Origin of the sequence: Pediococcus acidilactici (assembly GCA_024970065.1) — a bacterium.
Classification (GTDB): Bacteria; Bacillota; Bacilli; order Lactobacillales; family Lactobacillaceae; genus Pediococcus; species Pediococcus acidilactici_A.
Window position 1 is genome coordinate 726,861 of record CP103908.1, and the last position, 26,740, is coordinate 753,600.

General features: G+C 40.8%; 24 protein-coding genes. 20 read left to right on the forward strand and 4 right to left on the reverse strand.

Annotated elements, in window-relative coordinates; genetic code table 11:
* Window positions 1-109: 109 nt before the first annotated feature.
* Window positions 110-1,147 carry a glycoside hydrolase family 18 protein gene (locus NYR25_03365; protein UWF34441.1) on the forward strand — a complete coding sequence of 346 codons (1,038 nt, stop codon included), beginning with the start codon at window positions 110-112 and terminating at the stop codon, window positions 1,145-1,147.
* Window positions 1,148-1,255: 108 nt separating this feature from the next.
* Here NYR25_03365 and NYR25_03370 read toward each other — a convergent pair whose 3' ends face one another.
* Window positions 1,256-2,020 carry a class II aldolase/adducin family protein gene (locus NYR25_03370; protein ID UWF34442.1) on the reverse strand — a complete coding sequence of 255 codons (765 nt, stop codon included), beginning with the start codon at window positions 2,018-2,020 and terminating at the stop codon, window positions 1,256-1,258.
* A 185-nt stretch (window positions 2,021-2,205) separates the two neighbouring features.
* On the opposite strand from NYR25_03370, the gene NYR25_03375 reads away from it, so the two are divergent.
* The 9 genes from NYR25_03375 to NYR25_03415 all read left to right on the forward strand — a co-directional run bounded on the left by NYR25_03375 (window position 2,206) and on the right by NYR25_03415 (window position 11,119).
* Window positions 2,206-2,961, forward strand: coding sequence for a DeoR/GlpR family DNA-binding transcription regulator (locus NYR25_03375; GenBank protein ID UWF34443.1), 756 nt, complete (start codon window positions 2,206-2,208; stop codon window positions 2,959-2,961).
* A gap of 216 nt (window positions 2,962-3,177) precedes the next feature.
* On the forward strand, window positions 3,178-4,965 hold the full coding sequence (locus NYR25_03380; protein ID UWF34444.1) for an L-fucose isomerase: 1,788 nt from the start codon (window positions 3,178-3,180) through the stop codon (window positions 4,963-4,965).
* A gap of 13 nt (window positions 4,966-4,978) precedes the next feature.
* Window positions 4,979-6,481, forward strand: a complete 1,503-nt coding sequence (locus NYR25_03385; protein ID UWF34445.1) for a rhamnulokinase — start codon at window positions 4,979-4,981, stop codon at window positions 6,479-6,481.
* A 2-nt stretch (window positions 6,482-6,483) separates the two neighbouring features.
* Window positions 6,484-7,821, forward strand: coding sequence for a sugar porter family MFS transporter (locus NYR25_03390; GenBank protein ID UWF34446.1), 1,338 nt, complete (start codon window positions 6,484-6,486; stop codon window positions 7,819-7,821).
* A gap of 2 nt (window positions 7,822-7,823) precedes the next feature.
* The gene (locus NYR25_03395) at window positions 7,824-8,261 is read left to right on the forward strand and encodes a fucose isomerase (protein UWF34447.1); all 438 of its coding nucleotides are present in this window, start codon (window positions 7,824-7,826) and stop codon (window positions 8,259-8,261) included.
* Between the two features lie 339 nt (window positions 8,262-8,600).
* A complete protein-coding gene (locus tag NYR25_03400) occupies window positions 8,601-8,912 on the forward strand; it encodes a rhodanese-like domain-containing protein (protein ID UWF34448.1) in 312 nt (103 codons plus the stop codon).
* Between the two features lies 1 nt (window position 8,913).
* Window positions 8,914-10,578: an FAD-dependent oxidoreductase gene (locus NYR25_03405; protein ID UWF34449.1), complete on the forward strand. Its 1,665-nt coding sequence runs from the start codon at window positions 8,914-8,916 to the stop codon at window positions 10,576-10,578.
* The gene (locus NYR25_03410) at window positions 10,565-10,858 is read left to right on the forward strand and encodes a rhodanese-like domain-containing protein (GenBank protein ID UWF34450.1); all 294 of its coding nucleotides are present in this window, start codon (window positions 10,565-10,567) and stop codon (window positions 10,856-10,858) included. The genes NYR25_03405 and NYR25_03410 overlap by 14 nt, the downstream gene beginning before the upstream one ends.
* Window positions 10,859-11,119, forward strand: coding sequence for a metal-sensitive transcriptional regulator (locus NYR25_03415; GenBank protein ID UWF34451.1), 261 nt, complete (start codon window positions 10,859-10,861; stop codon window positions 11,117-11,119).
* Window positions 11,120-11,195: 76 nt separating this feature from the next.
* On the opposite strand, the gene NYR25_03420 is transcribed toward NYR25_03415, so the two are convergent.
* Window positions 11,196-12,365, reverse strand: a complete 1,170-nt coding sequence (locus NYR25_03420; protein UWF34452.1) for an iron-containing alcohol dehydrogenase — start codon at window positions 12,363-12,365, stop codon at window positions 11,196-11,198.
* Window positions 12,366-12,761: 396 nt separating this feature from the next.
* On the opposite strand from NYR25_03420, the gene NYR25_03425 reads away from it, so the two are divergent.
* Window positions 12,762-13,358 carry a recombinase family protein gene (locus NYR25_03425; protein UWF34453.1) on the forward strand — a complete coding sequence of 199 codons (597 nt, stop codon included), beginning with the start codon at window positions 12,762-12,764 and terminating at the stop codon, window positions 13,356-13,358.
* A 178-nt stretch (window positions 13,359-13,536) separates the two neighbouring features.
* Window positions 13,537-14,175: a hypothetical protein gene (locus tag NYR25_03430; protein ID UWF34454.1), complete on the forward strand. Its 639-nt coding sequence runs from the start codon at window positions 13,537-13,539 to the stop codon at window positions 14,173-14,175.
* Window positions 14,176-14,265: 90 nt separating this feature from the next.
* Here NYR25_03430 and NYR25_03435 read toward each other — a convergent pair whose 3' ends face one another.
* Window positions 14,266-15,387 carry an NAD(P)-dependent alcohol dehydrogenase gene (locus NYR25_03435; protein ID UWF34455.1) on the reverse strand — a complete coding sequence of 374 codons (1,122 nt, stop codon included), beginning with the start codon at window positions 15,385-15,387 and terminating at the stop codon, window positions 14,266-14,268.
* A gap of 150 nt (window positions 15,388-15,537) precedes the next feature.
* A complete protein-coding gene (locus NYR25_03440; GenBank protein UWF34456.1) occupies window positions 15,538-16,512 on the reverse strand; it encodes an AraC family transcriptional regulator in 975 nt (324 codons plus the stop codon).
* Between the two features lie 118 nt (window positions 16,513-16,630).
* Between NYR25_03440 and NYR25_03445 the strand changes: the two genes are divergently transcribed.
* From NYR25_03445 to NYR25_03480, 8 genes are all read left to right on the forward strand, one after another.
* Window positions 16,631-17,896 carry an MFS transporter gene (locus NYR25_03445; protein UWF34457.1) on the forward strand — a complete coding sequence of 422 codons (1,266 nt, stop codon included), beginning with the start codon at window positions 16,631-16,633 and terminating at the stop codon, window positions 17,894-17,896.
* Between the two features lie 25 nt (window positions 17,897-17,921).
* Window positions 17,922-19,379 (forward strand): rhamnulokinase, encoded by a 1,458-nt coding sequence (rhaB, locus tag NYR25_03450; protein ID UWF34713.1) that lies wholly within the window; start codon window positions 17,922-17,924, stop codon window positions 19,377-19,379.
* A 15-nt stretch (window positions 19,380-19,394) separates the two neighbouring features.
* Window positions 19,395-19,709 carry an L-rhamnose mutarotase gene (gene rhaM, locus NYR25_03455; GenBank protein UWF34458.1) on the forward strand — a complete coding sequence of 105 codons (315 nt, stop codon included), beginning with the start codon at window positions 19,395-19,397 and terminating at the stop codon, window positions 19,707-19,709.
* Between the two features lie 22 nt (window positions 19,710-19,731).
* Entirely contained in the window at window positions 19,732-21,003 is a 1,272-nt protein-coding gene (locus tag NYR25_03460) for an L-rhamnose isomerase (protein ID UWF34459.1), read from the forward strand.
* Window positions 21,004-21,027: 24 nt separating this feature from the next.
* The gene (gene rhaD / locus NYR25_03465) at window positions 21,028-21,846 is read left to right on the forward strand and encodes a rhamnulose-1-phosphate aldolase (GenBank protein ID UWF34460.1); all 819 of its coding nucleotides are present in this window, start codon (window positions 21,028-21,030) and stop codon (window positions 21,844-21,846) included.
* A 210-nt stretch (window positions 21,847-22,056) separates the two neighbouring features.
* On the forward strand, window positions 22,057-23,568 hold the full coding sequence (locus NYR25_03470; GenBank protein ID UWF34461.1) for a fructose-specific PTS transporter subunit EIIC: 1,512 nt from the start codon (window positions 22,057-22,059) through the stop codon (window positions 23,566-23,568).
* 24 nt (window positions 23,569-23,592) lie between these two features.
* Window positions 23,593-24,039, forward strand: a complete 447-nt coding sequence (locus tag NYR25_03475; GenBank protein UWF34462.1) for a PTS sugar transporter subunit IIA — start codon at window positions 23,593-23,595, stop codon at window positions 24,037-24,039.
* 84 nt (window positions 24,040-24,123) lie between these two features.
* Entirely contained in the window at window positions 24,124-26,739 is a 2,616-nt protein-coding gene (locus NYR25_03480; protein UWF34463.1) for an alpha-mannosidase, read from the forward strand.
* Window position 26,740 lies beyond the last annotated feature (1 nt).

The window sequence follows — 26,740 nt, forward strand, 5'->3', positions numbered from 1 at the left end:
CCTCTTTTCAAATATAGTGAAAAATTAAATGTGAATCGATTCAAGAGTAGTATAATGGATTAAAATATTTTTGCAAGCGCTTTCTTAAGCGCGAGGAGGAGGGATTTTCTTGACCGTATTAATGGCATACCTACATGGAAGACAAAACTGGCAAATCAATCAGATTCCAGGAGAACAATTAACACATTTGAATTATGCGTTCGCAAAAATTGACGGGAAGAATTTAGTGGATAAAGGGGCCCACATTAAACGAATTGCAACGATAAAGCGGCGCTTTCCAAATTTAAAGGTTAACATTAGCATTGGTGGATGGGGCGCAGAAGGATTTTCAGATGCCGTTTTAAACGCTGATAGTCGAAATAAATTTGCAACCAATATAATTAATTTTATACAGCAATATGGCTTAGATGGGGTTGACTTTGATTGGGAATACCCTGGTTCTGCATTAGGAGGAATTAAATCACGCACTCAAGATGCAGAAAATTTTTACGCCTTTTTAAAGGTATTGCGAGAAAAATTGGCAAGTTGTAGTGATGAATATGAAATTTCTGCTGCAATAGCGGGAGATCCCAGTTTATTGACTAGTTTGATAAGCGGCGAAAAACTCAGCATAGCAGAGTATCTAGATTACCTTAACGTAATGACTTACGATTTACGGGGAAGTTGGACTAATATTACGGGCCATCAAACCAACCTATATCCCTATGAGGCCATGGAAGGTGAGCTTAGTATTGATACTACGGTTAAGTATTTAATCGCTAACCAAGTTCCAGCAAATAAAATCGTGATTGGTAGTGCAGCGTATAGCCGAAACTGGTTAGAAGTAGATAAGGAGGCGCGTTCGCCTGTAGGAGCACTTGCTAAGGAAAAGGGAATCCAAACTACTCCATATCAAAAAATTGATCAATTAATTGCCCAAAAACCCAAAAATTACTTTTGGGATGCACAAGCGTCAGCACCATACTATTTTGATAAACAAGTATTTATGTCATTTGACGATAAAAAGTCTATGAAAAATAAAGCTATGTATGCAAAGGAACACCACCTGGGAGGATTGATGTTGTGGGAATTATCGCTGGATCCACAAAATCAGCTGATTTTAGCTGCTGCTAATGCGCTCAGGGGTGATGGACGAGAGATTAAGTAACGCAATGAATAAAATATAGCACAGCAAAAAGTTGGAGAAACGGGTCTCCAACTTTTTTATATAAGACGCCCCATACATACAAATTTCACGGTACTAGAAGCGCGAAAGTTACATTAAATCTGCTGGTCGTTGGGGATGGGGTGGAAATTTCATTGGTGTAGCAGTTATTGGAATTTCGGGCATGGCAATTGGTGGAACACTAGGAAGGGCCTCTTTATAACTAGCGCCGCAAGAACGATAATCGGATAGCAGACCAAGTTTAATAAAAAGGGCTTGTTGAAAAGCTATCTTGGCATTCCACTCCAAGGTTTCTAGAATACGAGCGGCGACGTGCAAGTCAGTAGAAGTGATGACTACGCCGTGGCTATTTAGCAAAAAGACGTTTTCCATGGCTTTATCACCAATTTCTTTAAGATTTTTAAATACAATGTCGGCTAAAGCTTGGCTAGTGGCAGGAGCAAAGGGGAGTACCTTAATTTTGCCTAGTTCTCGCGTTGCTTCAGTTACGTTAGGCATATCTAAACCAGAGGTAGCCCAAAACATGGATTCTTCGGCGTGAGAATGGTAGACACATCGAATTCCTGGATGAGCTTTGTACGCTTCTTTATGCAAGTTGATTTCTCGTGTCACGTCTCCTACACCATCAACCTTTTCGCCAGTTTCTTCATCAATCACTAAAATTTGTGCTGCGTGAAGTTCAGAATAATAGGTTTCTGACATAAAAGTTGGAGTCATGATAATATAAGGGTGCATTTTTGGATCGAAAACTTTGATCGACATGTTACCACCGGCCACGTTGGTATTTTTACGATCAAACATTTTTTGTACGGTATGGGCTAAGTCGATTCGTTCTTCTTCAAACATCATTTTCATAATTAAATTCCTCCTAAATTTAAAGTGCTAAATCACTCTATGGCCTCATTATACTGACAACTGTATTGAAAATTAGGACTGGCCTAGATTTATGAAATACCTTCAAAATAATAGAAGTATTTCATTCAAAGTGCTTCATAAGTCTTCATTTTCAATGAATTTAATGAAAATCGAGGAGGAAAGTAATGTTTAAGAACGAACGTTTTTTGACTATTTTGGATTTATTACAAAAAAAGAAGGTTATGCGGATTAAGGATTTGCAAAAAGAACTATTTGTCAGTGACTCCACTATCCGACGTGATTTAATAGCATTGGAAAAGATGGGCAAAGTTACCCGTAAATTTGGACGAGTTGAATTAGTTAAGGCGGATAATATTGAGTTATCCTTTCTGTTTCGCCAACAAGAGAATAGTGAATCTAAAAAATATATCGCTGAAATTGCAAGTACGTTTTTAGGGGACAACGAAGCTATTTTTGTAGATTCCAGCAGCACTACGTCCTTTTTAGCTCCTTTTTTTGAAGGATTGACAAACTTAGTGGTAGTCACCAACAGTTTAAAACTGGCAATCAAATTAGACGAAATTCCAACAGTAAAAACGTTCATTGCGGGCGGACGACTTCGTTCAGGGACTGGTTCAATTCTGGGCGATATTTCGCTAGATTTTTTTAGTGATTTTCGAGCAGACTTAGTGTTTCTATCCTGTTCTTCAATTAATGCCAATGACGTTTATATGTCCAGTGAAGAACAATCGGGAGTTAAACGAAGGATGATGGAAAATGCTGAAAAGAAAATTTTACTATGTGATCAGTCAAAGTTTAACGTCAAAGGATATTACCGATTGTGCGATGTAAATGACTTTGATGTGATCATTATGGATCAACAGCCACCGGAAGAAATTATGGCGGCTTGGTCCCATAAAAACGTAGAGGTTTTGTATTAAAAATTTAAATGATTTTGTAGCCGGGAAGTTCCCGGTTTTTTTGTTAAATGAATGAAAATGATGAATGCTTTTGAACAAAAAGATGCAAAAAATATGAAGAACTTTCAGAAGGCGTGAAACACCTTCCAAATGCTTATGGAAGCGGTTACTATGAGGGCGAAAAGAAATTATGTATTTCTTTTAACAAACAGTTCAAATAATTTAGGAGGTTAGGACATGTTAAAAATTAATTATCCCAAAATTGGAATACGTCCAACAATTGATGGTCGGCGTAAAGGTATTCGTGAATCATTAGAGACGCAAACGATGGATATGGATAAAGCGGTTGCTGAATTGTTGGAATCAAAATTATTTTATCCTGATGGTACCCCAGTAAAAACCGTTATTTCTGATTCAACTATTGGGGGAGTAAAAGAGGCAGCAGCTTCGAAAGAAAAATTTGATAAGGAAAATGTTTGCGGAACCATCACGGTAACTCCTTGCTGGTGCTATGGAAGTGAAACGATGGACATGACCGCTGATATTCCTCACGCAATTTGGGGATTTAACGGTACTGAACGCCCTGGAGCAGTTTACTTAGCGGCAGTTTTAGCAGCGCATGCGCAAAAAGGAATTCCTGCTTTTGGGATTTACGGAGCGGACGTTTGTGATGCCGATGATAAGTCAATTCCAGATGACGTTGCCAAGAAACTTATTCGTTTTGCTAAGGGTATTCTTGCAGTTGGCATTATGCGCAACAAATCTTACTTATCGATTGGTAACGTAGCAATGGGAATTGGTGGTTCAATGGTTAACGCCGATTTCTTCCAAAACTATTTAGGTATGCGAAACGAATATGTAGACATGACTGAAATAGTTCGGCGCTGGGATGAAGGGATTTATGACAAAGAAGAGTTTGAAAAAGCCATGAAATGGGCTGAAAAGCATACTCCAATCGGACCAGATCTATATAATAGCGAGGACCCTAATCGATTTACAGACAAAGAAAAGAAAGCACAGTTGGCGGATTGCGTTAAGATGGCCATCATTGCTCGAGACTTAATGGAAGGAAACCCGAAGTTAGCTGAAAAAGGATTTGTTGAAGAAGCCGACGGGCATAATGCAATTGCTGCGGGATTCCAAGGACAACGGCAGTGGACCGATCATTTTCCAAACGGCGATTACATGGAGGCCTTTTTGAACTCTCAATTCGACTGGAATGGCATCCATGCGCCGCACGTATTTGCAACGGAGAACGATAGCTTAAATGGAGCTTCGATGTTGCTTAACTACTTACTGACTAACACACCTCAAATTTTTGCCGACGTACGGACCTTCTGGAGTCCCGAAGCAATCAAACGGGTTACTGGAACCGAGTTAACCGGATTAGGAAAAGATGGTTTCCTTCATCTCAGTAACTCTGGCGCGCAAACCTTGGACGCGACTGGCGAGGAAAAAGTGGATGGCAACCCTGCCATTAAACCGTTCTGGCAAGTTACCGAAGATGAAGCAAAACGTAGTCTAGAAAAAACACGTTGGATTCCTGCAAATATCGGTTACTTCCGGGGTGGCGGCTTCTCTAGCAACTACCTTACTAAAGGTGGTAGTCAAGGTATGCCCGTAACGATGTCACGGATTAATTTAGTTAAGGGTGTAGGACCAGTTCTTCAAATTGCAGAAGGTTATGCAATTGATTTACCTGAACAAGTCTTTAACGTGATTAACGAACGGACTGATAAAGGCTGGCCTTCAACATTCTTTGCGCCAATTTTAACCGGGCACGGAGCGTTTAAGAGTGTTTATGACGTAATGGACAACTGGGGAGCAAATCATGGTGCAATCAGTTATGGACATATTGGTGCAGATTTAATTACGTTGGCATCCATGTTACGGATCCCAGTTAACATGCATAACGTGCCCGAAGATAAGATTTTCCGTCCACGGGTATGGTCATTGATTGGAACGGAAAATCAAGAAGCAGCGGACTTTAATGCTTGTCAAACTTTAGGTCCTTTATATAAATAGCGTGTGATGAAATATGGAAAAAGTGAATGTAATTGCAGTAGATTTAGGGGCGAGTTCTGGTCGCGTAATTTCCGGTCAGTTTGATGGAAAACAAATTAAACTAAAGGAGCAGTACCGGTTTTCCAATCACCCCGTCGAGATTAATGACCGACTTAATTGGGATTATTTAAAGATTTTTCAGGAAGTAAAACGTGGTTTAGCGTTAACAATGCGAGGCCTAGGACATCTAGATAGTTTGAGCGTAGATACTTGGGGCGTCGATTATGGCTTGTTGACTAAGGAAGGAGAAGTACTTTTTGCTCCTCATTGTTATCGGGATAGCCGCACAGCTCCTTACGAAGTGGAATTTGCAGAAAGACTGCCAGCCCTGCAATTGTACAAGATGACTGGAAACGTTCCTGATCGAATCAATACTAATCTGCAGGTCTTTGCAGATTTGCAACGGGCGCCTTTTTTAAAACAAACGGTTGATCAGTTATTAATGATGCCTAGTTTGATTGAATACTTTTTTAGTGGGGTCAAACAAAACGAATTTACCATTGCCAGTACTACGGGGCTCCTTGACGTGCAAACTAAGAATTGGAATACAAAGGTCTTAAATACTTTGGGAATTCCAGCTGAATGGTTTGCAGACGTTGTTATTGGGGGAGCCGATTTAGGCCCGATTCGTCAAGCAATTAGTGAAGAGATTAAGGTTTCTGCTGAAATGCGGGTTATTTCAGGTGTTGGTCATGATACAGCAGCAGCGTTAATGGCATTGCCACTAAACGAAGCAGAACGTAAACAAACCGCATTTATTAGTTGCGGAACATGGTCGATTGTGGGATTACAAAATGACCAGCCAATCATTAGCGAAGCAGCTTTTGAAATGGGGTTGACGAATGAAGGTTGTTTTGATGGTTCTAACCGGGTGTTAAAAAACATTACCGGCTTGTGGGTAATTCAAGAACTACAAAAAGAATGGACGTATACGGGTGCAGAGATAAGCTTTGCTAAGATGCAGGATGAAGCTGCAAAAGCGTACTCAATCAATTCCTTTATTGACTTAGCAGACGTGCGTTTTGCCGAACCTGGGCAAATGGAAGAAAAGATTGTGGCCTTTCTTAAAGAAACCCATCAAACTTTACCGAAAAATCGGGGACAGTTGATCCGGGTGGTATTAGAAAGTTTAGCTTTTTCCTACCGACAGGTGATTGAAAAGTTAGAAAAACTTACTGGAACAACCTTGCAAAAAGTTCATATGTTCGGCGGAGGTATTCAAAACCAGTTATTAGTTCAACTAACCGCAGATTTTACACAGCGCAAGGTGGTTACTGGACCAGTCGAAGCAAGTGTTTTGGGAAATGTAGTCGCCCAATTAAAGGTTCTCGGTAAGATAACTGACCCGGTTAAACTAGATGTTTTAGTGAATACGGTTGATGTACAAGATTTTAATCCAACTGAAATTCCTGGTTTAGAACAGAAGTATGCCCAATTTATGAGGATATTAGCTGCAAATAATACGGAAGGAAAATAATTATGGAAGAAAATCTATCTACTAAACCAAAAACTAAAGGGATTGTTTACCTATTTGCTATTTTAGGAGGATTTGCCGGGTTACTTTACGGATACGATTCGGGAGCAATTTCGCTAGCACTGCCATCGATTACTACTGCTTTTGGGCTAGATTCGGTTCAAAAGGGGCTGGTGGTTAGCTTTCTTCTTTTCGGCGCGTTGCCTTCAATCGTCGTATTTACTGCGTTAGAAAAGAAAATTGAGCGACGCAACGTCTTGATTGTCGCTGGGGTGGTATTTTTAGCCGGAAGCTTGTTAAGCGCAATTGCAACGGGAACTTTTTTCCTCATGATGGCACGTTTCGTTTTAGGAATTGCGGCCGGAATTGCGAATATGTACGGTTTGATTTATTTATCAGAGCTAGCGCCAGCCCACATTCGGGGATTAATGTCTTCACTTTACCAGTTAAGTGTTAACGTGGGGATTTTGGTTGCGTATGCAGTTGGAGCCTACAATTTACCACAAGATAACTGGCGGTGGACTTTAGGATTAGGGGTGGTGCCAGCCCTGATACTGACGATTGGGATGGTAATGAGTCCCCAAAGTCCCCGGTGGTTGATCCGGGATGGTAAAGTTGAACGAGCGCGAAAAGTTTTGACTAAAGTCCGGTTCACCAACACGGAAGTAGAATCTGAAATTAAAGATATCCAAAATAGCCTGAAAACAAAAGAAGCGGGTCTAAATGAACTATTTGGCACATTCCGGCCAGCCCTTACCTTACTAATTATTTTAACTATTTTTCAAGTGTTTACCGGAATTAATGCCGCCGTTTACTATGCACCAGAAATTTTTCATAATTTAGGAATGGCAAATTCTAGCATTGTCGCTGATTTTGGGGTGGGAATTGCTTTAGTCGTCTCGACCTTCGTTTCTTTGCCCTTCATTGACAAGTTGGGACGAAAAAAATTATTAGAAATCAGTTTGGGTGGTCAAGTCCTACCAGCGATTGCGCTATGTATTTGGTCAGACAACGTAATTATCGCGGTTATTTCGATTTTTCTGTACGTGTTTATGTTCGGTTTTGGGCTTGGTCCGGTGTTTTGGTCTTACGTTCCAGAAATCCTGCCTTTAAAAGCGCGTGCTTTAGGGATGGGAGTAATCACCTTTACTCAATATCTTTTAAACGCTATTTTCTCGTTGATTTTTCCAATTTGTTTAAGCATTGTCGGAATAAACATTTTCTATTTCTTCGCATTTTTATCCGCTTTTTCGGTTTGGTACATCCATAAGTATGTTTTAGAAACTAAAGGACGGTCGTTAGAAGAAATTGAAGCCTATTGGGAATCAAGAAAGAAGGAATGAGAATGTTAAATCGAGTACCTAAAAATCTATCGCCGGAGCTAATAAAGACGCTAATGGAAATGGGACACGGGGATGAAATCTTGTTGGCGGATGCCAATTATCCTGCGGTGTCCAATAACAAAAAAATTATTCGAGCAGATGGTTTAATGATTCCAGAATTACTTGATTCAATTTTAAAATTGATGCCGTTAGATAGCTATTCTGATTACCAAGCAATTTTCATGCAAGTCGTACCTGGAGATCAGAACGTTCCCAATGGTACCCCACCGATTTGGGAGAAGTACCGGGATAGCATTGGAAAAAGCTTTAAAAATTATACGGTAAAACAAATTGAACGATCCGCTTTTTACGAGTATTCGCACCAATGCTTTGCCATTGTACAGACGGGCGAAAAAGCACTGTATGGTAATTTAATTTTGCGAAAAGGCGTAGTGATGTAAAATTCCTCTTTTGAGAAATAAATCAGTCATCACAAGCTAATTCTGAAAGATGAAGACCCTATCTAATTACGATTTTTCGTAGTTGGGTAGGGTCTTTATAAAAGAAAAAGATTATTCTAATTTAAAAAGCGTATTTAGAGTAATTACAGATTGATTATTTAGCTAAGAAGATAAAAACCATAGTGATTTTGTCTTTTTATTATGTAGTTTACATACTGCCACAGGTATTTTTATGTTTTTAAATTGGTGATACGTATAGAATTTGAGCTATATTTTAACTTTAATTTGACTTAAAAACAGCATTATAGTTTAATATACCCATGGAGGTATTTTGAAAGAATGAAACTACCATTTTGGGGATATAATACTATTAATATTAGTGCAATTGCAGAACGTAAAGAGGATTTCGAACTAATTGATGTACGTACACCTGTTGAATTTCGGAGCGGACATATTAATTATGCAAAGAACGTTCCCTTAGATAAAATTAATCGATTTTCTGGCAGAAAAGATCAACCCATTTATGTGATTTGCCAATCGGGGATGCGCAGTAAGCGGGCGGCTAAATTTTTGCGTAACCAAGGCTATGATGCTAAAAGTGTTCGTGGAGGAATGAGCCAATGGGATGGCCCGGTAAGAAAGGGGAAGTAAAATGAGTAAAGTAGTTATTGTTGGCGGGGTTGCCGGTGGTATGTCAGCAGCGACCCGGTTACGCCGATTAGCGGAAGATGCTGAGATTATCGTTTTTGAGAAGGGACCGTACGTCTCGTTTGCCAATTGCGGATTGCCGTACCACCTTTCGGGAATGATTCCAGAAAGAACTTCACTAATGGTTCAAAGCCCGGAAGCATTATGGAACCGGTTCAGAATCGACGCATGGCCCAACCACGAAGTTATTAGCATTCACCCTCAAGAAAAAATAGTGGAAGTACGGCATCGAGGAAAGGTTTTCCAAGAAAGTTACGATGAATTAATATTAGCGACCGGAGCTAGCGCAATTATTCCGCAAATTGAGGGGCTTGCACAGGCTGAAAATGTGCATACCTTAAGGAACATTCCCGATATGGACGAGATTTTAAACCAGTTGGAGCAAGGAGTACGAAACGCAACGATAGTAGGAGCGGGATTTATCGGCGTGGAAATGGTTGAAAATTTACATAAGCGGGGAATTCACGTTGCTTTGGTAGAAAAAGCTGCCCACGTTTTGCCTAACCTGGATGTTGAAATGGCAGCTTTTGTGGAAGAAGAGTTGTTAAAAAATAACGTAGATCTTCACCTTTCTAAGTCAGTTGCCGAAATCAAGGATAATGGAACTCGCCTTGTTTTAGATGACGGAACTCAGATTAACTCCGACCTAACGATCCTATCCGTTGGAGTTCAACCCAATAGTAGACTCGCAGAAAATGCTGGTCTTCAGTTAGGTTTGAAAAAGGGCATTATGGTGGATGAAAACTATGAAACGAGCGTGAAGCATGTTTATGCGGTTGGTGACGTAGCGGTGACCAAGCAGCAGATTACAAACGAGCCAACCTTAATTCCGTTAGCTTCTCCAGCAAATCGACAAGGGCGGCAAGTTGCGGATGTGCTAGCTGGTTTACGCCGGATAAATCAGGGGAGTATCGGTACGGCAATTGTGCGAGCGTTTAATTTGAGTACGGCTTCCACCGGGTTAAATGAGCATGCGGCACGACAGAAATTCGCTAATGTCTTAGTTGCTCACGTGAGCGGAACGGACCATGCGACCTACTATCCTGATAGTCAGGCGATGTGGCTTAAATTAATTTTCGATGGAAAGACGGGGCAAATTTATGGTGCTCAAGCAGTTGGCGCGAATGGTGTCGATAAACGAATCGACGTGTTAGCGACGGCAATTAAAGGGAATCTTTCGGTGTTTGATTTACCAGAGCTAGAATTAACTTATGCACCGCCGTTTGGCACGGCAAAAGACGTTGTTAATATGGTTGGTTACGTTGCAACCAACCTGGTTGAAGGATTAAGTAAAAATATTCAATGGCATGAGTTATCTGCTGAATTAGCAAAGGGCAAACGGTTACTTGATTTGCGTAATCCAGAAGAAATTGAAAGGGACGGCCGGATTAGGGGAGCAACCAACATTTCTTTAAAACAATTGCGAAATCAAATTGGTCGGTTGGACCCCCGCCAGGAATATATTCTTTACTGTCAAAGCGGGCTACGAAGCTACGTTGGAGAACGGATTTTACGACAAAAAGGATTTAAAGTTGAAAATTTAGATGGAGCATTTGGGTTGTATAAAATGATAATGAAAGAGGAAGTTGAACGAATTGAAGAGTATTAAAGCAACGGATTTAATGAAGAAAATTGAAAATAAGAAAGTAAACGTAATTGATGTGCGGGAAAGTTTTGAATTTAAGATGGGACACATTCCAGCTGCAAAGAACCTACCCTTGAGTAGCTTACAAGACACCGCCAAAAGCCTAGATAAAAATCGGACTTACTATGTCATTTGTCAATCGGGAGCACGTTCAGCCAATGCTTGTGGTTATTTAAACCAACTTGGATTTGATATAATCAATGTTGAAGATGGAATGAATGCTTGGCAAGGAGATAGGGAATAAATGGCTACGTGTGATCAACAAATTTTAAACCGATTAAAGCGGGCAGAAGGACAGATTCGTGGAATTCAAAAAATGATTGCGGATGGAAAAGAATGCTCGGAAATAATTCCACAATTAAACGCGGTGAAGTCTAGCGTGGATCGAATTAAAGGAATCATGGTTGCTGAAAATCTAAAAAATTGTTTAGAAAATCCAACCAACGACAAGGAAGCTCAAGATGAGAAAATCGCTCGAGCAATTGAAATGATTGTAAAAAAATAAATTTTAGATGGCATATTAAAAAGACGAAGTTTAGAATTCGAGTTGAATTCAACTTCGTCTTTTTTAGCTAAAATTTTTATTTTGCGTCATAGGCAGCTTGGAATAACGCAACGATTTGTTCCTTCGTGGCTTTCCGCGGATTTGAGAAAGCATTGCCATCTTTTAATGCGTTTTCGGCCATTAGTTCGAAATCTTTGGGGTCGGCGCCAAGATCTTTAATACTCCGCGGAATACCCACGTCGTCGTTAAGTTGTTGCATAGCATCGATTGCTTTATCGGCAGCTTCTCGAACGGAAAGCCCGTCGATATTTTCGCCCATCGCAACCGCTAAATCGGCAAACCGTTCGGGGCAAGCAATAATGTTAAAGCGTTCCACGATTGGAAGTAGTACTGCACAACAAACACCATGCGGAGCGTCATATTGGCCGCCTAATTGATGAGCCATTGCGTGCACGTAACCAAGGTCAGCATTATTAAAGGCCATTCCGCCAAGCATTTCTGCTTCAACCATCTTTGTTCGGGCTTCGAGATTGTCCCCATTAGCTACCGCTTCGCGTAAACTTTCTTCGACTAAGCGAATTGCTTGGAGACATTGTCCATCCGTAATATCATTGTGATTAGTCGAAACATAGGGTTCGATTGCTTGTACAAAGGTGTCCATTCCGGTGGCAGCGGTTAATTTTGGTGGTACGCCCAGCATTAATTTCGGATCGTTAAACGAAACTAGTGGGACGTTCCGCCAAGAAACTACGACAAACTTTAAATGGGTTTCTTCATTAGTGATCACACAGTGACGAGTTAGCTCGGAAGCTGTTCCCGCAGTTGTGTTCACGGCAATCAGTGGTGGAAGTGGGTTATCTAAAGTTTCGATTCCCGCCAATTTAGTAATGTCATCGCCGTTCGTTAAAATTATGCCAGTTCCTTTCCCAGTATCATGGGCAGAGCCACCACCCACGGTAATGATGCCATCACAGTCGTTATCTAAATAGACTTGTTTGGCTTCCTTAATGTTCCTTACCTTAGGATTCGGTTCAACTCCGTCATAAATAGCGAAATCTACATGAGCTTCCTTAAGAGAATTAACGGTTTGCTCTACTGGACCGTCTGCCATTTTTTCTAAAAATTGATCAGTTACTAATAATGGTTTCTTCATATTCACCATTTTTGCGCGTTCACCAATTTTATTAATTACACCTGCGCCAAAAAAGTTAACGCTCGGCATTAAAAAATCAAAGTTTTCTTTCATCACGAGGACCTCCTCAGGTACGCTTTAATAACTTTGTACACTTTTATGGTAGCACTTTAATGAAAACGCTTCAATGAATAATCTGTAGAAAAGCATAGCGATAACTAATCGGATTCAGTAGATAAATTTTAACGTATTTAAGTTTCACAGGGTGTTATTAATCAGCAACGATCAATAATAAAGACTAGTAATGAGCAATCTGATTTTACCTATTAAACTTGTTAATTATACCGCAATCGGGTAATATGAATGGGTTTGCCAGCCTGACTGAACACACGCAGGAAGGTTGAAAAGGGGATTAAATCAACAATTGAAGCAATTGCAAAGAGCAATAATTTTGTTGGAGTGCTTTTTTATGGTACACCCTAAAAGTTCAAAAAATTAGGAGGAAGAAAAGTGAAATACGGGTATGCAAGAGTGAGCTCAAAAGATCAAAACCTTGCACGACAGTTAGCAAGGTTAAAAGAAGTCGGCGTTAATCGAATATACAAAGAAAAGATTTCAGGCGCGATTAATGACCGCCCAGAACTTGCCAAAGTGCTGGATGTTTTAAAGCCTGGTGACGAACTGTATGTATTAGAAATGGAGCGTCTAGGAAGAAATAATAAGTTTTTGACCCATATTTTTATGGAAGTTTATTTGCGGGAAGCAAAGCTGATTATCCTTGATTTACCAACCTTTGACGATATTGATGATGAAAATATGCGGAATTTTTTACAGAATATTTTTATTGAAACCAAGAAATTTCAAGCAGAGTCAGAACGGCAACGAATCCGAATCCGCCAACGACAAGGAATTGAATTGGCTAAAAAACGCGGTGTATATAAAGGGCGTCCAGTTTTGTATGGTCCAGACGTTAAAAATCCGAGTCGCCGGAAGATTTATTTTGATATCCGTGACAATCTAGAAGCAGGCAAAAGTATTATGGCAATCAAAAGAAAATTAGGGGTTAGTCGCACTTTAATTTACCGAATTAAATCTGAAATGTCATGAAATTAACACTGTTAACAATTTACTTAACGTAAGTGATATGATTTTGGTGTACAATTAGATAAAATGTTAGCGACGGTTTAAGGGTTAAATGCGGTTATAATTGATGTCTTTTTAGGGTGTACCCTAAAGAGACACTTTCAAACAGAAAATAAGATACCAAAATTTGGGGAGGATTACGATGAGAATCCGTATCGATATCACTGGAAAACGTTTTGGAAAACTTGTAGCACAGTACCCAGTTAGGTCGTCTAAGACCGGTAAATTACAATGGCATTGTCAATGCGATTGTGGTAGGGCGACTAACGTTGACTTACAACATTTAAAAACTGGTAATACTAGAAGCTGTGGGTATTGTACAAGGGTACGCTATGATTTAACAGGAAAACGCTTTGGCCGGTTAGTGGTAACGGGACGGGCTGATCGTAAAAGTGCGTCGGGAAACTATTATTGGACTTGTCGATGTGATTGTGGACGTCAAGTGGACGCGGAAAGCTATCTGCTTCGGCACGGAAAAGTTAAGAGTTGTGGATGTTTACGAAAAGAAAAGTCTGCCGAACGTTTGAGAAGTAACCAAAAAATAACTGCTAAAATGGGGGCAAAGGATGCATTTCGAGATTCCAACGGTAATCCGATTCAATCGGTAGTTGCTAGCTCACGTAACCAATCTGGAGTAGTTGGAGTTTCCTTTAATTCTACTGGTGGAAAGTGGGTTGCTCGCATGATGGTTAACGGTGAAATGGTATTAAACGAAGCTTACAATGATTTTGATGACGCGGTTGCTGCTCGGCGAAAAGCAGAATTAAAGTATTTAAAGTGATTTATAAAAAATGATTTTGACAACGTAAAAAGGAGTTTTCAGTTTTAATACTGGAAACTCCTTTTGGTTATCTTCAATTATTTAAATGAATTATTTGCCCGGAACGTAGTCAGGGTCAATAATCAAAACTGGTTTAATCACTTCGCCGGAACGGGATGCTTCGTTAGCTTGCTTAATATCTTCAAATTTGAAGAATTTCTCAGTTTTATCAAAATCAAACATGCCAGCTTTATAGAATTCAATTAAACGAGGAATGTCAATTTGAGGAATGGAATCGCCCATGTTGACCCCCACAATCTTCTTGTCATCTACACAAAGGTCGTTCCAAGTATCTAAATCGATGTGATTTGGTGTGACGGCAATGGTTGCGGTAGTGCCACCTTGGGTGAGGACTTGGATAGATTGTTCCATCACTTGGGTGATTCCAGTGGTGTCGACGGCCCAGTTAACTCCGCGACCATCCGTGAGCTTCTTGACTTCTTCAACTACGTCTACGTTGCGACTATTAATCACGTCGGTAGCACCCAATTCCTTAGCCAATTCTAGCCGAGAATCCACAATATCAATTCCGATTACCTTAGTGCACCCAGAAATTTTACCAGCCATCATGGCAGCCAGTCCAACCGCTCCGGTACCAAAAACGGCAATTGTGTCACCAGGCCGTGGTTTGAGAGTATTAAGCACGGTTCCTGAACCAGTAACGTATCCACAACCAAGCGGGCCTAATTTACGAAGATCGAGTTCGTCATCGACCTTAACAGCGTTCCGTTCCCGGACCACGGTGGTGGTGGTAAAGGAGCTTTGATCAAACATGTCCGCAACGTGTTCACCATTTTCAGTGAAGTGATTAGAACCATCGGGACGTACCCCAGAAAGATTGTTGGCAGCGTAATTACGGCATTGGGTAGGGATACCTCGTAAACAATTATCACAATTACCACAAGCGTAGAAACTTAAAACTACGTGATCACCAGGTTTAAATTGGGTAACTTCTGGGCCAACTTTTTCAACAATTCCTGCGCCTTCATGGCCAAGAATAATTGGATAATCAATTACTGCGTCACCAACTCGCAAGGCTTCGTCGGAGTGACAAATCCCACTAGCAACCATGTGAACTTGAATATCATCCGCACCCATGGGAGCCAGTTCAATATCGTCTTTGATGGTAAAATCTGCGTTTTGTTTTTCAACAACTGCTGCTTTAATTTTCATAGTAACAAATCTCCTTTGTGCTTTTATGTTTTGACAGGTTCATTATTTCACAAAAGAAAGCGTTTGCAAAGAGAAAATTTGATGAATTTCTTTCAGAAAAAGGTGAACATTAATGCATTAGATGAAGAAAAATTTTCAAAAAAATTAAAATTAACGATCGTCTCCTGGTTTACCATGGTAGAATTCTTCGTATTTTTTATAAAAAAAGGTTTTATTTGTGATACCAACTTGGTGCATGATTTCGGTAATGGGAAGGTTAGTTGAAGAAATTAGATTACGAGCTTGAATCAGACGTTGTTGCGTGACTGCTTGCGTGAACGTTTTTCCGGTAACTTCTTTGAACAGGTTACTAAGATAATTTTTACTGTATTTGTACTTTTGTGCTAAATCATCAAGTCGAATTGTTTGATAGTTTTCGGCAATTTGCTTAAGGATTTTGGTGATTAGGATTTGTTGCTTGGTAGGATGCTGTCCAATGTCGAGAGGATAGTGGCGGACAAGAAGAACAAATAAAATTTGAAGATAGGATTTAATGATTGAGTTAGAAAAATCTCGTTTTAAGTAATATTCTTCGATAATTTTATCTAAAACGTTAGAAATTTCGTGGCCAGATTTATGTTTAAATAATAAAAAATTTTTCGTGCCAGTTGCATCGTCAATGGCTCGATCGATTAAGAATTCATGCAAAATACTGTTACTACGCCGAATATCATTTAATAAGTTGATGCTAATGACTTGTCTCTTGAAAAGAATGTTAACCAAGATATCGTGATCATCTAACGCAGCGATCTGGTGCTTTGCGCCAATATCTAAAAGCAATAAATCCCCCGTTTGTAGTTCAATTCGTTGATCATTAACAATCTCGGTTGCATGACCTTGAAGCATGTAATTCATTTCAAAAAAGGTGTGCGTGTGTGCGGGGTAGGGAGCATAGCGGTTATGACGGCTAATGTAAACATCCCGATTCTTAAATAAATTATTATTTAGAGTTTGAATCTTATCATCGCTTAATTCACCAGTTTGAAGAACGTAAGATGGCATGTCTTCGACAAAGGAGTGCTTAATCTTCTGCTTTTCTTCAATCATATTAGTTTGTGACAGCATGTGCAAGGCTCTAGGATTCATCAAAATACCTCCTGTAAATATGATACTTTTCATGAAGAACTAGGATATTTTATCACCCTTTGTAAACGATTACAATTCAGGATGTAAGCAAATACAAATGATTTGGGGAGGTATTGAAATGAGTGAAGAACAAGGTTCGGTGAAATCAACCATTGCCGTGTCAATCACAAATTTTTTAGATTCGGGTTCAATTGTTGCCGGAGCCAGTGGATTGACATTTTGGACAAAGGAACTAGGTCTTTCTAGTTTCCAAGTGGGGCTTTTAGGAGCGTTAAGTGCCAACGCATTTGGCTCGGCGATCGGTGCGTTGATCGGTGGACATCTATCGGATAAGTTTGGTCGAAAAGTAATTTACACTTATGACATGTTAGTTTACATGTTAGGAACTGCTATTATTGCTTTTTCAATTAATTTTCCAATGCTTTTGGCCGGCTTTTTGATTACGGGGATTGCCGTAGGAGCTGGAGTACCCGCGTCATGGACTTATATTTCAGAAACGTCAGGTTCAACTGATCGAGCAAAGAATATTGGGATTTCCCAATTTGCTTGGTCAATGGGACCGGCAATTATTTTTATTGCGGGGACCATTTTAGCTCCCATCGGTTTGCTGGGAAATCGACTTTTATTCATTTTCTTAACGATTGTGGCGTTTATTGCGTGGCGATTGCAAAGTAAATTGGAAGAGTCTCAAGTTTTTGAAGAGCAAAAACAGGCCGAAAAAGACAGTGGGATTACCTCACATCCGTATAAAGATTTATTTTCTAACATGGTTAACATCAAATCACTGCTCTTTTTGATTGGTGTTTACATGTTCTGGAATTTAGTTGCTGGAGCAATGGGATTCTTCATGCCGTATGTTTATGAAACGGTTGGGGGATTAACCAACATGCAAGCTAACTTGTTGCAAGCGGTACTTTGGATTTTAACTGCTTTGGGTACCTATGTCGGATTTGCTAAATTTGGTGATCGAGCAAACCACCGAATTTTCTACTTTGTTGGGGCAGCAATGGCGGCAGCTTCATGGATTGTATTAACTTATGCGGGAATGAATTGGACCAGCTTATGGCTTTTCGTAATTCTTTGGGGAGTGTCTGCTGGAATTGGTGCGCAAGCTTGGTATGCATTATGGGCTACTGAATTGTTCCCGACTCGCTATCGGGCGGGGTCGCAAGGCGTAATGTTTTTCGTTGTGCGAGGATCCGCTGGAATATGGTCAATTATTTTTCCAACTATCTTAACCAGCATGGGCTTTAAGGCTGCCGGAACTTTCATGATTGCACTATTGATTGTTTCCTTAGTGATTGGGACGGTTTGGACACCGCATACTCGAGGAAAATCTTTAGAGCAAATTAGTAAGGAACGTTACGGTAATGACCAAGTTTAGTTTGAAAAGAAGGTTGGTGGAAAAGATGAAGACATACGTTGCCGTTGACATCGGCGCATCCAGTGGCCGGCTGATGCTAGCTCAACCCACCGCGGATGGGGGGCTTACTTTAGAAGAGGTCCATCGATTTACTAACGGTTTCAAACTTAAAGATGGACATGACCGTTGGGATATTGACCATTTGATTCACGAGATTCTCGTGGGGTTAACCAAGGTCAAGGCGCGGGGGATTAACGCCATTGAATTAGGCATTGACACTTGGGCAGTTGACTATGTTTTAGTAGGTTTTAACGGTCAGAAGTTAGAAGATCCAATCAGTTACCGGGACCGGCGAACTTCCCAGGCGATTACCGAATTAACCAGTGAATTGCCGAAGGAATACATTTATGAAAAAACTGGAATCCAGTTTCAAGACTTTAACACGTTGTATCAGCTTTACAAGACTGATCGAGCATTGCTAGCTAAAACGGACAAAATCATGATGATTCCCGACTACATTGGTTACGTACTAACTGGGAATGCAGTTACTGAAATTACCAATGCGTCCACCACGCAGATGTTAAATTTACGGGTCGGTTTGTTTGATAAAGACTTGTTGGCCAAAGTTAACGTCTCTCCAGACCAATTTCCTCGGTTAGTTGAATCAGGAACAGTTTTGGGCAACTTAGGTCATAAATGGCATCGCCAATTCGATTTGCCAGAAACTGAAGTGATCACGGTAGCGACCCATGACACGGCTTCAGCAGTAGTGGGAACTCCGGGCCAGGGCGATCGCTGGGCATTCTTAAGTTCGGGGACCTGGTCGCTTCTGGGCACCGAGCTGAACGTTCCGGAAAATGGTTTGGCTGCCTTCCATGAAAACTATACAAACGAATGGGGAGCTTACGGAACTTACCGTTTCTTAAAGAACATCATGGGGTTGTGGATTGCGCAATGCGTTCGTCACGAATTAGCAGATGAAATTAGTTTTGGAGAACTTGCTAAGCAAGCGGAAGCAGTCCGCCCGTTCCAGCAGTTCATCGACATTAATGATCCCCGATTTGTTAATCCAGCAAACATGACGGCCGAACTGAAAAATTACTGTCGGGAAACTCAACAACCAGTTCCAGAAACGCCGGGAGAACTTTTCCAAGCGATTTACAGTAATTTATCGTTATATTACGCAAATGAGCTTCAAAAATTAGATCAAATTTTAAACTATCATATTGAACGACTTAACATCGTTGGCGGGGGCAGCAACGTTGCCTTGATGAATCAACTTACCAGTACACTAGCCAATGTGGAAGTTATCGCAGGACCTAGCGAAGCGACCGCAATCGGTAATATCTTAGTCCAGATGATCGCAACAGATGCCGTGGAAAATATCAATGCGGGACGCCAATTAATTGGTAAGTCGTTTAAATTAAAGCATTATTATCCAGAAACCGGGAAATACGGCGACATTTTGCAACAGTATCAACAATTTATTGCAAGTCAAACTTAGAAAGGAGTGGCATCAATGATCCGAATTGGACAAGTAATGTATTTACACAAGGATGCATATGCAGAATACGCAAAAAGGCATGCCGAGCTATGGCCAGAGATGAAGGCAGCCCTCAAGGAACACGGCGCACATAATTATTCGATTTATTTAAACGAAAAAACGGGGCAGACTTTTGCCTACTTAGAAGTTCCGGACGTGACCAAGTACAACGAAATCGCTCAGACGGATATCTGTAAGAAATGGTGGGCCTACATGAAGCCATTAATGGAGACTAATCCTGACAATAGCCCGGTGACCACTGATTTAAAAGAAGTCTTTCATTTAGATTAAGCAATTTTAGGAGGAAAATAAAATGACTAAAGCAAGCGAAGTTGAAAGCGCGTACAAAATTGCTCAAGAGCGTTACGCCGAAATTGGAGTTGATACCGAAGCTATGTTGGCTAAACTGGCGAAGATTAAATTGTCGGTCCACTGTTGGCAAGGTGATGATATTCATGGATTTGTGAATCCCGAACAAGAATTGACGGGGGGCATTGGCGTTTCTGGTGATTATCCCGGCATGGCGCGGACCCCGGATCAACTAACTGGTGATTTATCGGAGGCGCTAAGCCTAATTCCCGGAAAACATAAGGTGGCATTGCATACTTTATACGCGGTTACTAATCAGAAAAAGGACTTTGATGAAATTGGTCCAGAAGACTTCAAGTACTGGGTTGATTGGGCTAAGGAAGCCGGCGTAGGTCTAGACATGAACCCGACCTTTTTCTCACACCCAATGGTTAAACATAACTTTACCTTAGCCAGTCCCGAAAAAGATGTCCGGGACTTCTGGATTAAGGTTGGCCAACAATCCCGGGCAATTGCGAATTACTTTGGGGAAGAACTGGGTCAACAATCTGTCAACAACTTCTGGATTCCCGATGGATTCAAGGATAACCCGATTGATAAGCTTAATCCGCGTCTCCGACTAGTCGAATCGCTTGATAAGATTTTTGCTAAACCGTATGACGAAAAGAATACCATTGAAGCAGTTGAAGGAAAACTTTTTGGCACGGGAATTGAATCTTACACGGTCGGCTCCCACCTCTTCTACAATAACTACGCCATTAGTCGTGGCAAATTGTGGACCATTGATGCAGGACACTGGCATCCGACCGAAGATGTCTCGGATAAATTCTCAGCCTTCCTGCCATTTGGGAAGGGGTTGATGCTGCACGTTTCGCGTCCGGTACGTTGGGATAGTGACCATGTGGTAATTTTTGACGATGCTTTGATCCGGATTATGCGTTCGTTGGTTCGTGATCAAGAACTAGACCGGACCAATATTGGCTTAGACTTCTTTGACGCCACCATTAACCGGGTAGCTGCTTGGGTAATTGGGGCTCGGGCAACTCAGAAGGCATTGTTACAAGCGCTTTTAACCCCAATTGATGACTTGAAGGAAGCTGAATTAAATTACGACTTTACGAAACGTTTGGCAGTTACGGAAGAATTAAAATCTTATCCATTTGGGGCAGTTTGGGACGAATTTTGCTTACGCAACGATGTACCGGTCGGCACCGATTGGCTCGCGAATATTCGGAATTATGAACAAAAAGTTCAATTCCCACGGGATCAAAAATAGGATTGATAGAAGAGGCGGAAAACGATGAAATTTATTGATTCACAATACGTGAAAGAAATGAAACAAACTACGATGAATTTATACCAACACGGTTGGGACGAACGTAACGGCGGTAACGTCAGTCTACGACTAACGGACGAAGAAGTGCGCGCATTTAGCGATGTTACTGAAACCATTCGGACCGTCGCCATTGATTTCGATGCAAGTGAACTGGCTGGAAAATATTATCTAGTTACCGGTACGGGACGCTACTTTAAAAATATTACCGAGTATCCCGAACGAGACATGGGCTTAATCCAAATTAATCCAGATGGTCAGAGCGTGGCAATTAAGTGGGGCTTTAACGACGGTGGTCAACCGACCAGTGAATTTCCAGCACACCTAATGAGTCACATCGCGCGGTTAAAACAAGACCCTGAACAACGGGTGATCATGCATTGCCACCCGACTAATTTAATTGCGATGACCTTTACTTTGCCATTGTCAGAAAAACTACTGAGTCGAACGTTGTGGCAGATGCATCCTGAATCAATCGTGGTTTTCCCAGAAGGCGTCGGGGTAATTCCGTATATGTGTCCAGGAACTACCGCGATAGGAGAAGCTACTGCAGCAAAAATGGCAGACCATCATGTAGTAGTTTGGCCGCACCACGGAGTATTTGCGGCCGGTGACTCTTTGGATGAGACCTACGGACTAGTAGAGACGGTTGAAAAATCAGCCCTCGTATATACTGCAATTCAAGCACAAGGCGGTAAAATGTTTCAAAAGATTACCGACCAAGATTTTCGGGATTTAGCACAGCGATTTGGATTGGATTTACGAGAAGAATATTTGGAAGGTTAAGCTATCAATAATTTTTTAGGAGCTGAGTTAAAATAACTCAACTCCTTTTTGTTTTTAACCGACTATTTTATAGAAGTAAAGTTATTTTAATTAGTATTTCTTTGAAAATACTTTCATGTTTTACAAAAATAGCGAAATCAATACCCATATACATGAAAACAATTGCAAAAACAATGGAAGCGTTTTACAGTTGTGGTGGAGGTGGAAATAATGCAAGAAAATAGTAAAGGCCCAATGAAAATTGTGGCGGTAACGGCCTGTGCAGCTGGAATTGCACATACATATATGGCTGCAGAATCAATAGAGAAAGCAGCTAAAGCTCGCGGAGACCAAGTTAAGGTAGAAACAGATGGGGCAATGGGTGCCGAAAACGTATTAACCGAAGCGGATATACAAGCTGCGGACTTAGTAATCGTGGCGGCCGACATTAAGATTGACCCAATTCGGTTCACCGGTAAACGGTTGTACGTAACCGATTCGAACGAGGCGATTGATGATGGAGCGGCTTTGATTGAAAACGCAATTGCCAAAGCAGAAGTTTTTGGGAAGAAAGGTACTAAGGTCGGTAAAATCAAAATTGGTAACGACCATAAGAAGAATGGTTTCTTTACCCACGTAATGACTGGGATCTCGTACATGATTCCCATGGTAATCTCAGCGGGATTAATTTTAACGATTGCGAACTTGTACGCGTTTCAACGAGATAGTGCGGGACGGATTGTTAAATGGGGATTTGATAACCATACCCAAATGGGGTTATTGATGTCGAATTTGTTCCAGGTAGGACAAGTTGGCTTTAAATTAATGATTCCATTGTTTGCTGGTTTTGTGGCAATGTCGATCGCTGATAAGCCTGCCATGGCACCAGCAATGATTGGAGCATACATTGCAAACGATGCGGAACTATTACACGCAAAAGCGGGCGGTGGATTTATTGCGGCTTTATTAGTGGCATTTATTGTTGGTTACTTTGTTAAAGCACTTAAAAAAATTAAATGGCCAAAAATAATTCAACCGATTGTACCCATTATGATTATTCCGGTGATTGCGACGCTGTTTATCTCGTTAGTGGTATTTTACTTGATTGGTAGTCCGATTGCCGCGGGAATGGACGGCCTATACTCGTGGCTAAATTGGATTAACGCGCACTCAACAAGTGCTCCAATTATTTTAGGCGCAATAATTGGTGCGATGATGGGCTTCGACTTGGGTGGCCCAGTAAACAAGACGGCCTTAATTTTTGGCACGGCAGTGTTTACGGATACAATGGCTAAATACGGACCTACACATGCCAATTTTGTTCCTCAGACTGCTGCTCAAGCCGCAATTTCAGTAGCACCGCTCGGAGTTTGGCTAGCTTCCGTAATTTGGAAGAAGAAGTTTTCTAAAGACGAAAAGGCGGCTGCCGGTGCAGCTCTAGGAATGGGCTTAGTGGGAGTTACCGAAGGAGCGATTCCATTTGTAGCTGCGGATCCAATTCGAATGATTATTGCTAACGTATGTGGATCAGCCGTCGCGGGTGGGTTAGTTTCCCTAACCGGATGCAAGTTCTATGGCGGAATTGGTTCGCCACTAGGAACTTTTATTGGTTACATTGAACAACCAGTTCCGTTCATCACTTGGATTCTTTGTGTATGTGCGGGAATTGCGGTCACCGCTGTCATTATCGGATTTACTAGAAGCGATGCCGTCATTGAAGCGGCTAAAGCGGTAGAAGATTAAAAGTGAAAGGAAATTGACATTTATATGGATGCAAATGTTTTTTCTAAAGCAAATATTTTGTTTGATCATGACAGCCAAACTCAAGAAGAGGCTTTTCATGCCATTGCGGAACACGTTAATAAACTGGGATATGCAGATTCTGTAGACAGTTTTTTTGCGGGATTAATGAATCGAGAAAAAGAGACTACTACGGGTTTTAAAAACGGAATTGCCATTCCTCATAGTAATGACGCAAGTGTAAAACGTCCCGGACTGTTCGTAATTAAGTTTGATCACCAAATTGAATGGAACGCACTTGATAAAAAGCCAGTTCAAGTAGCGATTGCGCTATCAATTCCTCAAGAAGGATCTAAGGAACATTTACGGCTTTTAAGTAAAATTGCTAGAAAGCTGATGGACGAAGATTTTACTAAAATAATTTTAGAAAATGATGACCCAGACATTTTAGCTCAAGCAATTAATGAAATATAGTTCCATAACCAAAAAGTGGAGGCTGGGAAACATCTTTCAGCCTCTTTTTTATTAAAAATATTAGGTTTAGGAGAAAGAGTAGTAATGAAAAAAATACACGTAATTCATCATACCCACTGGGATTTTGAATGGTACTTTACGAGAGATGAAGCATTGATTCAATTTGTTTATCACATGGACGAAGTTTTCGCAGCTTTACAAGCGCAAAAAGTCGATTACTACCTATTGGATGGACAAATGAGTATTCTAGATGATTATTTAGATGCTTATCCAGAAAAAAGTAAGGAAATTAAAAAATGGGTTAACGCAGGTAGACTATTTATTGGGCCATGGTATACCCAAACGGATGAACTAATTATCACCGGCGAATCAATTGTCCGTAACTTAAGTTTAGGAATGGAAATGGCGCAACGGTTAGGAGGAGCACAACCAATTGGATATTTGCCGGACTCCTTTGGGCAAGGTGCGGATATGCCTAAAATTTATAACGGAATGAACATTAAAAACGCCGTTTTTTGGCGGGGTCTGCCGAAAGAAAAGACTGCTAACCGTGAATTTATTTGGAAGTCAGAAGACGGCTCACAAGTTAACGTTGCTAACATCAAGAACGGATACTTTGTTGGGGTCGGTCTAATTGAAGATGACGACGCCAAAAACATGATGACTACGGTAGTTCAAGGCGCAAGTGTCGACGACGTCCCATTGCCGGTGGGGGGCGATCAACGGTATGTTGATTTTAATTTAAAAGAACGAATTAGCTTCTATAATCAACAACTTGACGATGCAAAGTTAGTTGAAAGTAATTATGTTAAATATTTTCAGGATCTAAAGCAGCATCAAAATGAATTGGATCAGGTTACGGGAGAATTTATTGATCCTTCCGTGTCGAAAATTCACCGCTCAATCTATTCGTCTAGGTACGACCAAAAATATCTTAATGATAAAGTAGAAAGACGAATGATCTACCAAGTAGAACCTTTGATGGCAATGGCTGAACGTGCGGGTATTCCTTATAAAAAAGCTTTGCTAGATAAAATTTGGAAATTAATCGTGCGCAACCATGCTCACGATAGCGCTGGTGGATGTAATAGCGATAAAACAAATCGGATGATTTTGGCACGGTTGGTAGAGGCGGATCAATTATCTTATTCGGTTGTTGATTACCTTACTCGTAAAATTACTGAGTCAGACGTGAACTATGGAGAAAATACGATTACTTTCTTTAATACGTTGCCATATCCAATAACTAAACGAGTTAAGTTCCAATTATCACTAAAGAACCCTGCCTTTAAGCTAATGAAGGACGATCAAAAGATAACGGTAGACGTTGAAAAAGTCACCAAAGAATACCATGGGCAAATTAAGCGGGATACTAGCGCGTACCGAGATGATGATTTCTACTACAAAATTGACTGTAGCGCGCGAATAAATCTTCCGGCGCTACAGTGGCAATCTTTTGATGTTGTCGCTAGTGAAGCCGTACCCGCATTATTAGAAAATACAACGGACAAATCGATTAGTGATAACCATTTTAAAATTGAATGGGTTGATGGAAAGCTAAACTTGACTAATTTAAATAATCAAACTTTGGTTGAAGACTTTATGTATATTGAAGACGGAGGAGACGAAGGGGATACTTACGATTACTCGCCGGCTTACAAAAATCAAGTTTATCGTTTGGATTTTAAGAACGCTGCGGTCACTACCCGTAGAGGTCGGGTAGCTAGCCAATTAATTTTACAAGGAACCTGGGCAGTTCCAGTTGACTTAGCAGCACGGGCAGAAAACTTGCGAAATCAACAAATCAACTATCGGTTAGAGCTTGAGTTAGATGGGAGTGGCCGGATTAATCATGAATTACAAATTAACAACGAGGCCAAGGACCATCGCATGCGAGTGATTAATCGCACTAACGTTTATGCTAAGGTTTCGTACGCGGACACTGGTTTTGGCTATATTGAAAGGCCAGTGGTGGATCCCCACTTGAAGGATTGGCAAGCAATTGGCTACCACGAAGAACCTACGGCCATCTTTCCGATGATCCACTACGTTAACGTACACAATGATGAACGTAGTGTTAGCTTCTTAACAAAAGGAATTAAAGAATATCAAATTACGGGCGCTCAAAATGATCAAGTAGCCTTAACATTGTTTAGATCAGTAGGTTACTTGGGGCGTCCAGATTTGCTCCGACGTCCGGGAGTGGCGTCTGGGAATCAATTTACCTATATTCCTACACCAGATAGCCAGCTACAAAAGGAAATGCATTTTAAATGGGCAACTTACATTAGCAAACAGTTTAATCCAGCTGAGGTAAGTAAAGAGTTTATGGAGTATGCGGTGACTAACCCGAGTTATCAAGCTCAAAATTTAAACCAGTTTACTAACACTTTGAAGTACTTTGTGATGCACCCGCTAAAAAATACGGTTAAAGCACAACCATTTTTTGAATTGGTTGACCAGCGAATCACCTTTAGTAGCTTAACAAAAAGCATTGACGGAACGGCAGATTTAATTCGAGTAGTTAATTTAAACAAGCAAAAAATTCAAATTGATCAACTCATTAACCTCGATAAGCAGTATTATATAAATGAAACCGATTTCTCGGGGCGGATTAGAAAAGATTTAGGCTATGCGGCAAGCATTGGAGAAATTAGCTTCCAACCGGGAGAGGTGAAGACTTTTAAAATAGCGAGATGAG

What these genes read in the sequence shown, in the direction of transcription:
- NYR25_03400 (UWF34448.1), top strand. Translation starts at nt 8,601, where the DNA reads ATGAAACTACCATTTTGGGGATATAATACTATTAATATTAGTGCAATT.
- NYR25_03395 (UWF34447.1), top strand. Translation starts at nt 7,824, where the DNA reads ATGTTAAATCGAGTACCTAAAAATCTATCGCCGGAGCTAATAAAGACG.
- NYR25_03405 (UWF34449.1), top strand. Translation starts at nt 8,914, where the DNA reads ATGAGTAAAGTAGTTATTGTTGGCGGGGTTGCCGGTGGTATGTCAGCA.
- rhaD (UWF34460.1), top strand. Translation starts at nt 21,028, where the DNA reads ATGAAATTTATTGATTCACAATACGTGAAAGAAATGAAACAAACTACG.
- NYR25_03480 (UWF34463.1), top strand. Translation starts at nt 24,124, where the DNA reads ATGAAAAAAATACACGTAATTCATCATACCCACTGGGATTTTGAATGG.
- NYR25_03460 (UWF34459.1), top strand. Translation starts at nt 19,732, where the DNA reads ATGACTAAAGCAAGCGAAGTTGAAAGCGCGTACAAAATTGCTCAAGAG.
- NYR25_03430 (UWF34454.1), top strand. Translation starts at nt 13,537, where the DNA reads ATGAGAATCCGTATCGATATCACTGGAAAACGTTTTGGAAAACTTGTA.
- NYR25_03420 (UWF34452.1), bottom strand. Translation starts at nt 12,365, where the DNA reads ATGAAAGAAAACTTTGATTTTTTAATGCCGAGCGTTAACTTTTTTGGC.
- rhaB (UWF34713.1), top strand. Translation starts at nt 17,922, where the DNA reads ATGAAGACATACGTTGCCGTTGACATCGGCGCATCCAGTGGCCGGCTG.
- NYR25_03380 (UWF34444.1), top strand. Translation starts at nt 3,178, where the DNA reads ATGTTAAAAATTAATTATCCCAAAATTGGAATACGTCCAACAATTGAT.
- NYR25_03390 (UWF34446.1), top strand. Translation starts at nt 6,484, where the DNA reads ATGGAAGAAAATCTATCTACTAAACCAAAAACTAAAGGGATTGTTTAC.
- NYR25_03370 (UWF34442.1), bottom strand. Translation starts at nt 2,020, where the DNA reads ATGAAAATGATGTTTGAAGAAGAACGAATCGACTTAGCCCATACCGTA.
- NYR25_03435 (UWF34455.1), bottom strand. Translation starts at nt 15,387, where the DNA reads ATGAAAATTAAAGCAGCAGTTGTTGAAAAACAAAACGCAGATTTTACC.
- NYR25_03375 (UWF34443.1), top strand. Translation starts at nt 2,206, where the DNA reads ATGTTTAAGAACGAACGTTTTTTGACTATTTTGGATTTATTACAAAAA.
- NYR25_03470 (UWF34461.1), top strand. Translation starts at nt 22,057, where the DNA reads ATGCAAGAAAATAGTAAAGGCCCAATGAAAATTGTGGCGGTAACGGCC.
- NYR25_03440 (UWF34456.1), bottom strand. Translation starts at nt 16,512, where the DNA reads ATGAATCCTAGAGCCTTGCACATGCTGTCACAAACTAATATGATTGAA.
- NYR25_03445 (UWF34457.1), top strand. Translation starts at nt 16,631, where the DNA reads ATGAGTGAAGAACAAGGTTCGGTGAAATCAACCATTGCCGTGTCAATC.
- NYR25_03475 (UWF34462.1), top strand. Translation starts at nt 23,593, where the DNA reads ATGGATGCAAATGTTTTTTCTAAAGCAAATATTTTGTTTGATCATGAC.
- NYR25_03385 (UWF34445.1), top strand. Translation starts at nt 4,979, where the DNA reads ATGGAAAAAGTGAATGTAATTGCAGTAGATTTAGGGGCGAGTTCTGGT.
- rhaM (UWF34458.1), top strand. Translation starts at nt 19,395, where the DNA reads ATGATCCGAATTGGACAAGTAATGTATTTACACAAGGATGCATATGCA.
- NYR25_03415 (UWF34451.1), top strand. Translation starts at nt 10,859, where the DNA reads ATGGCTACGTGTGATCAACAAATTTTAAACCGATTAAAGCGGGCAGAA.